Source organism: Pseudoalteromonas sp. PAST1 (assembly GCF_021532515.1).
Lineage (GTDB): Bacteria > Pseudomonadota > Gammaproteobacteria > Enterobacterales > Alteromonadaceae > Pseudoalteromonas > Pseudoalteromonas simplex.
The window spans coordinates 1-11438 of sequence record NZ_JAKGBH010000081.1 but is presented as its reverse complement, the minus strand read 5'-3'; the positions used below and the strand labels follow the sequence as shown (position 1 = coordinate 11438).

The 11438-nt window shown below is 41.7% G+C and carries 11 protein-coding genes; 8 read left to right on the top strand and 3 right to left on the bottom strand.

Annotated elements, in window-relative coordinates; genetic code table 11:
* Positions 1 to 133 precede the first annotated feature (133 nt).
* The 4 genes from L1272_RS21900 to gmtX all read left to right on the top strand — a co-directional run bounded on the left by L1272_RS21900 (position 134) and on the right by gmtX (position 5328).
* On the top strand, positions 134 to 304 hold the full coding sequence (locus L1272_RS21900; protein ID WP_235374287.1) for a hypothetical protein: 171 nt from the start codon (positions 134 to 136) through the stop codon (positions 302 to 304).
* A 317-nt stretch (positions 305 to 621) separates the two neighbouring features.
* Positions 622 to 2091: a gamma-mobile-trio recombinase GmtY gene (gene gmtY / locus L1272_RS21895; RefSeq protein ID WP_235374286.1), complete on the top strand. Its 1470-nt coding sequence runs from the start codon at positions 622 to 624 to the stop codon at positions 2089 to 2091.
* Entirely contained in the window at positions 2088 to 4676 is a 2589-nt protein-coding gene (gmtZ, locus tag L1272_RS21890; RefSeq protein ID WP_235374285.1) for a gamma-mobile-trio integrase GmtZ, read from the top strand. Before gmtY ends, gmtZ begins: the two co-directional genes overlap by 4 nt.
* Positions 4669 to 5328, top strand: a complete 660-nt coding sequence (gmtX, locus tag L1272_RS21885) for a gamma-mobile-trio protein GmtX (protein WP_235374284.1) — start codon at positions 4669 to 4671, stop codon at positions 5326 to 5328. The genes gmtZ and gmtX overlap by 8 nt, the downstream gene beginning before the upstream one ends.
* Before the next feature lie 58 nt (positions 5329 to 5386).
* Here gmtX and L1272_RS21880 read toward each other — a convergent pair whose 3' ends face one another.
* From L1272_RS21880 to L1272_RS21870, 3 genes are read right to left on the bottom strand one after another with little or no spacing between them, the layout of a single operon-like run.
* Positions 5387 to 6217 (bottom strand): abortive infection family protein, encoded by an 831-nt coding sequence (locus L1272_RS21880; protein ID WP_182731393.1) that lies wholly within the window; start codon positions 6215 to 6217, stop codon positions 5387 to 5389.
* A 46-nt stretch (positions 6218 to 6263) separates the two neighbouring features.
* Positions 6264 to 7229, bottom strand: a complete 966-nt coding sequence (locus L1272_RS21875) for a hypothetical protein (RefSeq protein ID WP_235374283.1) — start codon at positions 7227 to 7229, stop codon at positions 6264 to 6266.
* 55 nt (positions 7230 to 7284) lie between these two features.
* Positions 7285 to 7842, bottom strand: coding sequence for a recombinase family protein (locus tag L1272_RS21870; protein WP_235374282.1), 558 nt, complete (start codon positions 7840 to 7842; stop codon positions 7285 to 7287).
* Between the two features lie 159 nt (positions 7843 to 8001).
* Here L1272_RS21870 and L1272_RS21865 point away from each other — a divergent pair, with 159 nt between their 5' ends.
* The 4 genes from L1272_RS21865 (at position 8002) to L1272_RS21855 (ending at position 11322) form a co-directional block, all read left to right on the top strand.
* The gene (locus L1272_RS21865; RefSeq protein ID WP_235374281.1) at positions 8002 to 8733 is read left to right on the top strand and encodes a hypothetical protein; all 732 of its coding nucleotides are present in this window, start codon (positions 8002 to 8004) and stop codon (positions 8731 to 8733) included.
* Between the two features lie 415 nt (positions 8734 to 9148).
* Complete coding sequence (locus L1272_RS21860; protein ID WP_235374280.1) at positions 9149 to 10087, top strand: hypothetical protein; 939 nt, start codon at positions 9149 to 9151, stop codon at positions 10085 to 10087.
* Positions 10088 to 10400: 313 nt separating this feature from the next.
* Positions 10401 to 10523, top strand: a complete 123-nt coding sequence (locus L1272_RS23160; RefSeq protein WP_258536053.1) for a hypothetical protein — start codon at positions 10401 to 10403, stop codon at positions 10521 to 10523.
* A gap of 178 nt (positions 10524 to 10701) precedes the next feature.
* The gene (locus L1272_RS21855) at positions 10702 to 11322 is read left to right on the top strand and encodes a hypothetical protein (RefSeq protein ID WP_212748038.1); all 621 of its coding nucleotides are present in this window, start codon (positions 10702 to 10704) and stop codon (positions 11320 to 11322) included.
* The last annotated feature ends 116 nt before the right edge of the window (positions 11323 to 11438 follow it).

Sequence of the window (11438 nt, the reverse complement as noted above, 5' to 3'; positions counted from 1 at the left end):
AGGCAATCGTAAGACTAGCCGAGTCAAAAGCTCGACTAGCGGTGTCCAACGAAGCGTCAAAAAAGAAAGGTTAGTAGCTTAGGCTATTATCTTGGAAGCTCGATGCCTTTAGGCGCGAGTAGTTCACGATGGTGTGGATATTAGCGAACTGCGATACGTATTTTTTGAGGAATGGGAAAAAGAAAATAAGAGCGAATACAACGAAAAGTATTACAAAAACCCTAAAGACAAAGGTAAATACTTATACGATTATCACTTAAAAGACATGAGCTTCACTGAATTACCGCTTGATACTAAGTTGTAAATTTACTTGCATTTGAACGTAGTATGTTTACTATTTTATAGCTATCCCATGCTCCACGTTTGGCATTACGACCACTGGACTTGGGCGAAATTGCCGGCCTCTTCAGGCCGGTTTTTTCAATTATGGACAATAGAAAAGTACAAAGTGAATACTCGTGTTGTTTGAAGTATAAGTTTTATTTATAGCTTCTAAAAGTATACTAAAACATACTAATTCCTATCTTTTTAAAGTAAAAAACTAGATCTCAGTTCATTAGATCAATAGCATTTCTTATACTAATCTACTAAAACTCTTCAGCACTAATTGGTTTAGTTACCGTGTTAGTCAAAGTTCTTGCGCAAGTTAAAACGGATAATTCAGGCTTATTGATTGAAGTACCTGTGTTGCTTAGCGAATATGGTGTATTCGATCCCTTACTTGATTACGTTATAAGTCAGTCGCACATTAAAAGTTTGCCATGGATGAATCGCATTACGTTTGCTTGCCAGCTTTTGCTCGAGTACATGGAAGCCAACACAGGGTTATTTTCAGACGCCAGTAAGTTATTTCAATCATTTGTAATGCGTTTATCGTTGGGTACCATTAGTCCTGAGGGGAATGATCCATCGGGTTTATATTGGTTACCTCGCTCTACAGCAAACGTAAATCAACTTTTATCTGCGCTAAATGGCTTAACGGATTGGCTCGCCAATAACAGAAATACAACCAGCTTAAACCCATTTGAACAAGCCAGCTCTCATCAAGAACGCCTTAACTATGCTGCATGGTACAAACGCAATCAGTACAACTTTTTAGGCCATATCAAAAGTAACCCTTTACCCAGTGTGCTTAAAACCGTACGCAAGGTACGTGGTAAAAAGGATGTGCTAAAGGTTGATGGTGATGCCATTTCATTTCCAGAAAAGCTCTTTAAACCCTTTTTTATTGAAGGTTTAGGCAAAGCCAGAGATAAGCGCGTGGCACTGCGTGATCAGCTTATTGTGTTGCTGATGCATGGCACCGGTGTACGAGAAAGTGATGCTTTACACCTTTGGGTGGATGATGTGTTTTACGACCCAGAAAACCCAAGTGGTGTGATAGTACGTTTGTACCACCCCGAAGATGGCAGAGCACCAAATAACTGGACTGGCCGCAAACGACAAAAAACACGCGCAGCGTATTTGTCTGAGAACTATAACTTAATTCCTCGTAACCGCATGACGGGTACCGCTCGAGTTGGCTGGAAAACCAAAGTGGTTGATGATGACGAAAACTACATTCAACTGCACTGGTTTCCAGCCTTTTACGGTGAGCTATTTGTCAAGTTGTGGCAGCAATACTTACTTTACCTATTACCGTTGCCAAGAATGCACCCTTACGCATTTGTATCGTTTTCACAAACACACGAAGGTCAATCGCTTACCCTAAATGCGTTTAACCAAAGTTATAAAGCGGCCATGGCTCGTATCAACCTTGTTGTATCAAAACCTGAAGGACGAACCCCACATGCCCATCGTCATGCTTATGGCAGACGTATGTCGAGTACGGGCATTGATCCAAGGCTGATCAAAAAGGCACTCCACCACGCTTCGTTGTTATCACAAGCTGTATATACCCAACCGAGTATTAGAGATGTGACGTTGGCATGTGAAAGAGCGTCAAAAAACCTTGATGGCCAACACTATGCCGAGTTTAAAGAAGACGTCAGCGTGAGCTGGCAAAACGTGATGGAATCAGGGTTTGAAGATATTGACCCAGATGGGCTATTTAGCGGTAAGTACCCTAAATTAAGGAGATATAAACCATGAAAACACAGGATTATGAGTTCAATTGGTTTATCAAGAAAAACGGTTCTGGCTGGGAGACTTGGCGGGAACTGGCCTCAACTTGGCTTGAACAAAAGCAATACGGCATTGATCATTCACGCGCCGCAATCGCTCGCTTTTTAGATGAATACCTGGTACCGCGATTTATTACCGATCCCATTGAGCTATTTACACTGGCAGATCAAGACTACAACAAATTTCTTATGTCGTTTGAGCTGAACGAAGGCTACCGTGTTAGGCAAAACAACGATGTATGCCGCTTTATTGATTGGATAATTGATACCTACTACTCAGAGCCAGATGATAATGGCGATCTTGTGCCGCTATTTCAAAACCCCTTTGATAAAGAACAAAGCCCTGTAAGAAGACAGGAGACTGTCTACAACGCTTTACCCTACGCCTATATTAAGCAACTGCGCAGCATATTATGCCCCGCGCCTCGGGGTCACTTTAAGCAATGGAAGTGGGCCATCGACTACAGTGAGATCTTCTTCACCAACGCTCGCTTTTTAAAAGACTGGATTTTGGTTGATGAGTCGGTGATAGACAAAGCAGACCCCGATTGTGTTTGGCAAAAACACACGCTAGATAAACAGCGGCAAATAAGAATAGATGGTGCACTTAGAACCTTAGAAAAGGGTGACTGTATTTACTTAATTTGGTCACCTGTTCGTGCCATGGCTTTATACCTTAAATTGCAGCTACCTTTGCGAACTTTTCAAGTGCGAATGCTGGATTCGGGCGAGGCTGATACATGGCGTTACAGCAATGGCGAGTGGCGAATGAATGAGCAACATCATTTTGCTGAAGGCAGCGATAAGCGCCCATGGCAAAAAGGGGTATTCCACCGCATTATTACGCCAGATATTAGTGATGTGATGACGGGTATGTACATAAATACCAATAAAACCGCAGATAGAAACAAAGATGAAATAACTCGGGGATACGTGATCCCATGGCAACACGAAGAGGTGTTGTATTGGTTAGAAAAGCTCAGAAACTGGCAAGAAAAGTACAACCCAATCAACAAGCCAACTTCTATTTATGACTTAGATTACAAACACTTTGGCAGCACCAAGACCAAAATTCAGCGCAGTGAAATTGGTGATATTTGCTTTTTGTTTCGCAATGCCGCTGCGTATCGTAAGCGCGAACGGCGCATGCCAATTACAGATGGTTATGTTAACGCGCTTTGGGCGGCTTTGCTTGCCCAACTCGAGCACGATGTGGCGAAAAAAGAGCATACTTTAAGAGATGGTGCCAAAGTGCATTTTGTTGACCCTCAAAATGCCAGAAGGCCGCTATTCCCGTTGCATGCATTACGCGTTTCGTTGATCACTTGCTACGCCATTGAGGGGGAAATACCCACACCGATATTGTCAAAGCTGTTGGTTGGCCACAGTCGTTTGATCATGACTTTGCACTACACCAAGCTCACGCCTGTGATGATGGCCAAGAAAATGCGCGAGGCCGAAGGCAAAATAATCGACAAAGAAGACGATAGTTTACAGTCATTCCTAGCCAATAAATCCATTGAAGAAATCGGCTTACAAGCTGCATTCAAAGACATTGAATCGCTACAAACTGCATTGAGAGTGCGTAACCCAGCTGGGTGGCAAGAAAAGTCGATAGGCATTTGTTTAGCTGGAGGAAACACCTCGCCCTTGGTTGAACATGCCTCAATTGCTGGGTGTTGGAATGGCGGAGATAAACTCAAAAAAGCGAATCGAAACCAAGCCGATCTACACGCGCCAGTGCCCCATGGTATTGAAAACTGTATTCGCTGCCGCTGGTTTATTACCAGCATTCGCTACATCCAATCGCTTGTGGCTCACTTTAACAACCTAAGTTATCACGCCACAGAAGCGGCCAAAATTGCTGCGGAACTCGAGGGCGAGCAAGCGAGCTTATTGGATGAAGAGTATTTCTGTGAGGTTAATGGCACACCATTTAACAAGCGTGACCAGCTAAACAGCATAGACAGGCGTATTGAGCGACAAAAATCTGAAGCCGATGAATACTGTAAAGACTTAGTTGCGTGTTTTCAGGTGATCCGTAAGGTACTAAGTATTGAGCAAAATAGGGAAGAGCACGACCGCAAAGATAAAGTGATTGCGCTTGGCTCGGCACAAGACATATCACCATTTTTTAGTTTTTTAGACACGAAATCTGAATTTAGGCAGCTGATCCAAATCTGCGATGACGCAGAAGTATTTGTAGACTTAAAAGATGACTTAAAGAAAACCACGGCCATTAATCACAGATCAAACATGCTAAACACCATGCTGATGCGCATGGGTTACCAACCAATCTTGATGCAGCTTGACGACGAAGCACAGCTTAAGCTTGGCAATGTGATGGTCAATGCCATGCTAAATGCCACTAAAGAGCCAGACAAAAGCAAAGCCATGACAATGCTTTCAACTTACCTTGATACTGAAGCTTACTTGAAAGACGCAGGCCTACTCGAGCAAGGTGTACAAGCGATTGAAAGTAATACAGGCATTAGCATCAGAACATTAGCAAACATGGCAACAGCCACTTTAGGAGTGAAGAAAAATGGCTAATCCAGTTGACCCAATCATTGTACTGCAAGAGCTATGCGCAAGCGCCACCACAAGAACCGCCAATGCTTTAACGGTATTGAATGCTGTGCTTGAGCAACAAAGTAAAATAACGCCTCTCGACTTTTCTATGGCAACGATCGGGCGGCTGTCTAAAGAGCAAGGCGGCCCATCAACACAAACCATTCGTAATCGCACAGGAAAACATTTTCAGCAATTAATTGAGGCTTGGGCTGCCTATGCAGGCACAACGTGTAAAAAGCCGCTCTCAGTACGCCAAAAACAGTTATTGAACAGCAACGACCAACATATTCTGGATGCCATCGACGACCCAGTGATTAGAGCCGTAGTCGGCTCTTTGATTGCCGAACGTAACAAATACCGCGATCAGCTCAATACATTAAAAGCCAACTCAGACTTGTTTATAGACAGAACCAAAGGCGATAAAACCAATACCACACTCGAAAACAAACAACTGGTACCGCTGGAAATTGAAGCTATTAAAGCGGCAATTTCTGATGAACTTTTCAATAAACAAGGCTGGGAAGTCATGCCCACAGGTCAAGTCAAAGACGCTGATGGAAATGAGATCTATAAGCGTGGGTATGTGAATGGGTTGAGGAAGATGCTCCCTTTATGCTGCAACGATAGTTAAAACTTATAAAAATGGAACAAGTAAGATTGCATAGCTAGCCCCAGCATTGGCAATATAGTCAAGAGTTTACCTTTTTCTCGTCCCAGCTTTCTATAATAAACACGGCTGCGGTATGTGCGGCATGTACTGCTAGTCGAGCGTGACGGGGTTTTATATTATAGCGAGTTCTTCCCTCAGCGTGTGCGGCACTTGCATGAGTACGCAAGGCTCCAATACCACTAACTGTTGAAAATAACCCACTCAGGATTCGAATTAGGTCCTCGTCTTGAATCTGCCTAATATCAAAGCCGAGCTCGTCTTTTATGACTTTCCAAACTCCCTGTAGGTCTTTTTTAGCAGGCATAGCTAAGCCTGCATCTTCGATAAAAGTCTTACAGACTGCTTCAAGTATGTTGCAAGCTGCCAATATTGCTTCTCTTGGGTCACGAACTAAATTTTCTAGAGCCCTGTCGAATTCTGCATTTATAGCTGGTAAGTCTCGGTTTTTGATGATGGTAGATAAAGACTTTATCGGAGCGCTAGCCCCATCTAATATAAGACCACCTTGATGATATTCAAGTCCATATCTAGACAAACATTTCCTAATATTTTGAACATACTGGTAAGCTTTGTTTTCAACTTTTTGAAACATTATTTCGGTGTATTCTGACTGATAATCAGGGTTTTCCATATAATTTTCTATAAGCTTACCCAAGATATCTAAAGGTTCATTGGATTGGTTATTGACTCTTCTTAACCATTCAAGGGCTTTGACCGATTTACTACCTTCAGGTGGCTCCCCAGGAGCGTTGGAGTACATGAACAGAGAGTCCATAGATGCGTGAGTTTCTAAGTTTGACAGAGCATCCGCTGACACAGCGATAAGTGGAGCTGGTATCTGTTTGTTCATTTGGTATAACGCCTTGAGTTTGTATGGTAATTAAGACTGCCAGAAGTTAATCTATTTTGACAGGTGAAGTGCAATGAGAGCATTCAGTTAGTTTTTTGGAGTATGGCACATCTTCAATTGAACGGCTCCAAACATGAAAACAAGATGGGCATCTAAACCACCTTGTTTCGTATTGTTTTGGTGCGGGGTTTAGGTCAATAATTTCCCTAAAAGCACGTGTCGGTTTTCTTTTATAGCGGGGGTTTTGCTGAAATCCATAAACTGGGTCATATAACGGCTCGATCTCTTCTGCCAGTTGCTGTTGTTCCTCCCACTTAAGTTGTGCTTGTTCCTTTTTAGTGAGTTGTATTTTTTGATTTTTACTACGATAAAACTCTGTAAACCTTTGTGTTTGCTGTGGGTGGTAATGCCAATGCTTGATGCTTTGCTTCTCAAGTAATTCAGATTCAACTTGCTCTCTGTAGCCATTTACTTTGCCTTCAACGTACTTTCTAAAATCCTTCACGTCGACAACTACAATGGCGGACTTTTGGTTGTATGTAGAGCTAAATTGGTAAGAAGAGCTCTCTAGCGTTAAAACAAGGGTGATGTCGAGGTCATTGGTGTGTAGGATAGCAATTTCGTTTTGCGCGCTTTCAATGGCTGGATTCAATGTTACTTTAGATTGATAGTCGTATACCTTTTCTTCAGTGATCAACACTCCCTCATCGGATTTATCACTGTTTGGATAACCGACATATCGAGGAAGATGAATGCTAGAATTGGTAGCAAGTATATTACGGCACAACCAAAAAATAGCGCGTTTATAACTTATCTCACATGGCTTATCTTTGGAGTTTACCTTCGGTGCATGTTTGAAGTGATCGCGTCTTATGTTCGTTTTATACTTGTGCGCGGAAAGAGGCATATCGCAGCTGATGCAAAAACAATTGCACTCTAAACCGTTTTCTACTTCATCGACAAATGCGAGAGAGCCATTTTTATCTTTAGCAAATGGTATCAATACTTCCACTGTTATTCCTTTTCACAAGCAGATAGCAAAGCTCAATATGTTATACCTAGTTAATTCATTTGTTAATATCTTGATTGATAACTTTATAAACCGTGTTTCTTGAAACGTTCACCGTGCTTGCTATTTGGCTGACTGGTGTAGCTTTTGCGCGTAGCGATAAAATGCTTTGTTTGGTGTTGTCGGATATTGGCTTACGGCCTTTGTATTTACCCGCTTTTTTAGCGGCTGCAATGCCCTCGAGCTGTCGCTCTTTTCTGATATTGAGTTCAAACTCTGCGAACACGGCGAGCATATCTAGAAAAGCTTTGCCTGAGGCAGAGTCGGTTGAGATGGGCTGCTCTAGCGCTTGTAGCTGAATATCGTTGGATTTTAGGTGGTTCACTAAGGTTTGTAAGTCAAGTACGGAACGAGCGATACGGTCGACTCGAGTCACAATTAAGGTGTCACCAGCACGAAGGTAGCTAAGTAGGGCTTGAAACCCATCGCGTTTGGTATTCGACGCTGATGCCATATCGGTAAACACCTTGTCACAGCCCGCTTCCTCAAGTTTGTCTACTTGTAAATCTAAAGACTGATCTGTGGTTGAAACTCGCGCATATCCAATCTTACTCATGGCAATTGTTCATTTAGCATCTAAACTAAATAAACATAGTGCGTACTAACGCCTTAAACCACCCTAAATGAACACTTTTAATCGGTATTGGTGATGTTTAACTAGGGTATACGTTATTTGAACTTATGCTTTGCCGTCGTTTTAGGAAATGCCACCACAATGGATTTGCAAAACCCCGACCTGATTTTAGTAAAACGCCTATCGGAGCTTTCATGCTCTTACTTTGCGGTTGAAAGCATTGTGGGTACAGATGTAGTGTTGACGGATATTGAAAGCGGTGGGCGGTTTAATTTTGCGAAGCCAAGGCTTGAGCAACTGGTGTCAAACGGCCAGCTCAGAGCCATCGCACGGTGTGAGCTACCAACCAAGTTAACCTTTAAACCACTCAGTAACGTCAAAAAGCCTAAAGCTGAGGCGGCGGAAGATGTTACATCCAAAAAAGAAATGCAGCGCCGTTATAAGTATGTGCAAGGCGCAATTGAACAAAGTGTTCCAGCCTATACCGAGAAATGGTTAACCCCGTTTATTACGCAAAAGGCGACGGAGATAAACGACAGCAGCCCACCGTCATGGCGCACGCTAGCCCATTGGAACAAAACCTTTGTGGAAAGCGGCTGGGATAAAAACGCACTGACGCCAAGGCATAAAGCCAAAGGTAATCACACCAAGCAATTACCCCAAGAAATCCATGACCTAATTGATGACGTGATCAATGAATACTTTCGCACTCATACGGTAGTGAGGTATCAAAAGGTATATGACCAGTTTCTAGAACGGCTTGATACGCTTAATGCGGAAAGACGTGAGTCTGATTTAGTTGAGCTAAAACCATGCAGTTATAGATGGATAGTGAATAGGTTGCAGAATATGGAAAATAAAGTAAAGTCTTAATTAATTTAGATATGTGTTTTTAAATAGCTCTTAAAAGAGTGTACTTAGGCTGATGGGGGAGGTAGGCCAAGGTTCGATTCCTTGGGCGTTTGTTGGCTCCGTAGCCCTTATTTTTGTGCTTATTCGATATGCAAGTATCCAAATGGTCCTATCAACCACGGCAGGCAAATTTAAGGAGGTGTCTATGGCAAAAACATTAAAAGCTCGTGCTCGTATTCTTTTCAGTTCAATGTTCGAAACAACTTGGGCTACTGGGGTCGGCTACGCTGCTGGTCACCTATCGACCTAAGTGCATTTAGCATTTATAAAACTGTGGATGCAAACACTGTTGGCTTATGCTCCTTCGTTGTTTATTGTAGTCTACAATTCTTCGCCGTTTATTAAGGCTTTAATAATTGCTAGATTTCGGAGATATATGAGCATTTCAATGTTGGAAATAAGTAAAACGGCAATGTATGAAGGAGAGTTTAAGGATCGTCGAAAAGAATTCTCAGAAGCGTGCCAATGGCTATCCGATGAGCTGGGTTTCCCGTATAAAAGTACTCGAATGGGAGACTATGAACGTTTGCTAAAAACTTTTGTTAGCCCTGGAGCTAAAGTACCAACGGAACAGGACTTAATTGATGATTTTTATCATTTTATGCAAGCTGCGACCGAGGCATGTCAGATTATCCGTTTATGGAACACTTTTAAAGATGGTAAGCAAGAGGGCTTAAAAAGTCGTATTAAGCATGTTATGTCAGGCAAGAGCTTGCGAGCTGAAGCAATCAAAAAGAATGCAAAGGGGGAAAATGATGACCCTGCACGAGATTTCGCTTTTGAACTCAATATCGCCTCTAGGTTTCTCAAAGGAGGATATGAAGTTGATCTAACAGATGACTGTGACGTTGTTGTTAATATAGGTAAAGATACATTGTACGTAGAATGTAAGCGTATCAAGTCCATAAAGAAATTAGCCGCTCGCATTAAAAAAGCATCAAGTCAGATTGACACACGCATTGGTGCGAATCGAAAAAATAAGTATGGCTTGATAGCATTGGACGTGACTGATGTACTTTTGCCGGAAGGTAGAGTAGCGGTAGCTAGTAATGTTCATTACTATGATATGGAAATTCAAAGAGCAATTACGAATTTCGCTAAAGAGCAGGAACATGTATCAACCAAAAATGCAGGTCGTAATGTGGCTGGCATTTTATTTGAATTTAGTTCAAGTGCATTCTTTTCTCACGAGGAAAAAGAACCTTCATTAGGCTTTGGGCGTTCTGCTTGTATGTATAGGCATGCCAGCCAAAATAAAAAATCATTGGCTTTAGTCTCTGGCTTTATTGGCAAAATTGCTAACCAAAACCTATAGAATAGTAATTTAAAGGGCGCAAAATAGGAGTTAGAACAAGCAAGCTTGAAAGGTTAAGTAACGCTGAATTCTGAACACTTTCTCAGCTTTCAGACACCACAAGCCCAAATGTCCAATTTACTTGAACGGCCACCCTTTTGGTCACTCCTTTTCGACTACTAATCTTTCACTATTATATATTATTGTTTTATATGGTTGTTATGAGTTTGGTACACTTTCCACTATAAATTTATAAGTCACTTCAAACAACAACTCGCGTATACATAGACGGATATAACTTTTACTACGGCTGTTTAAAATGTACAAATTTTAAATGGCTATAGGAAATGTTAGCGATGATGTGACCGATACGTACATTATACCTGATCCACAACAATTAACTGATGCATTGAATGATTTGTATAAGACAGTGCCAGCCCTCGGTTTAAAAGAGTAAGTGATAGGTAAAGAATTTGAAAGGGTAATTGCTACGACCAAGCTAGCCCATATAGGTTTTTAAGATACAAAAAAACCCGCATAAAGCAGGTTTTTTTGTTTTCTTCGTATGTCTACAGGGGGAGGCATAAAGCCAGCATATCCCATAGCTAGTAAGTGAATTGTAAAAGGAGTTGACGATGCCGTCAAGTAATATCAAAAGGTCATTATCTGACTCAAGGTTGAGTACATATGAACAAATTGTTTTTAATGGTACAGCGTTGAGTACAGAGCAAGCATTAAAGCTCTATGCATGGAATGCACAAGTGTCTGCGGCGTTTTTTGCGCCACTTCACCTTTGTGAGGTGGTTTTTAGAAACGCTGTATCTGAAGCCTTGGAGAGAAAATATGGGTTAAATTGGCCTTGGAATACTACATTTGAGCGTAGTTTACCAAACCCTGATAGAGGCTATAGCCCAAGACGTGATCTAATAAATGCCAGAAATGGACAGAACACAACAGGAAAAGTTATTCCCGAATTAAAGTTTGTATTTTGGGAGAAACTGCTAACGAGAAGGTTTGATGATCGTTTATGGACTCCATTCTTGCGTACAGTATTTCCTAATCATGAAGTAACTTTATCAGTGCCGGAAATGCGAAATAAATTGAGGGTTCTTCTTGAGAATGTCAGGGGATTAAGAAATAGAATTGCACATCACGAGCCTATAATTGCGCGAGATCTAGAGTTAGATTTCAAGAATATTGATTTACTAATTAACTATCGCTGCTCAGATACTGCACATTGGACATGGCCTTGTTGATCAAATGCAGCTCTCTAACAAATTCACTTAACTTACTGATATTTAGGCAGACCAAGGGTGTTGATCTTATTTAGCGCCTTCACTTTGATCATCGCTTCAACCAGTTGGCGATTGTA